At 53.1% G+C, this 228-nt stretch carries 1 rRNA gene; it reads right to left on the minus strand.

What is annotated here, in order from left to right:
- Positions 1 to 228, minus strand: a 23S ribosomal RNA gene (locus FNK51_RS26270); the annotation flags it as partial.

Consider the following 228-nt stretch of genomic DNA (forward strand, 5'->3'; position numbering starts at 1 on the left):
GTTTACTGGGGCTTCGGTTCAAAGCTTCGCTTGCGCTAACCTCTCCCCTTAACCTTCCAGCACCGGGCAGGTGTCAGCCCCTATACTTCGCCTTGCTGCTTCGCAGAGACCTGTGTTTTTGCTAAACAGTCGCCTGGGCCTATTCACTGCGGCTTTTCTGGGCTATTCACCCTAAAAAGCACACCTTCTCCCGAAGTTACGGGGTCATTTTGCCGAGTTCCTTAACGA

This window comes from Bacillus sp. B4EP4a (assembly GCF_006680105.1).
GTDB lineage: Bacteria > Bacillota > Bacilli > Bacillales > DSM-1321 > Peribacillus > Peribacillus simplex_E.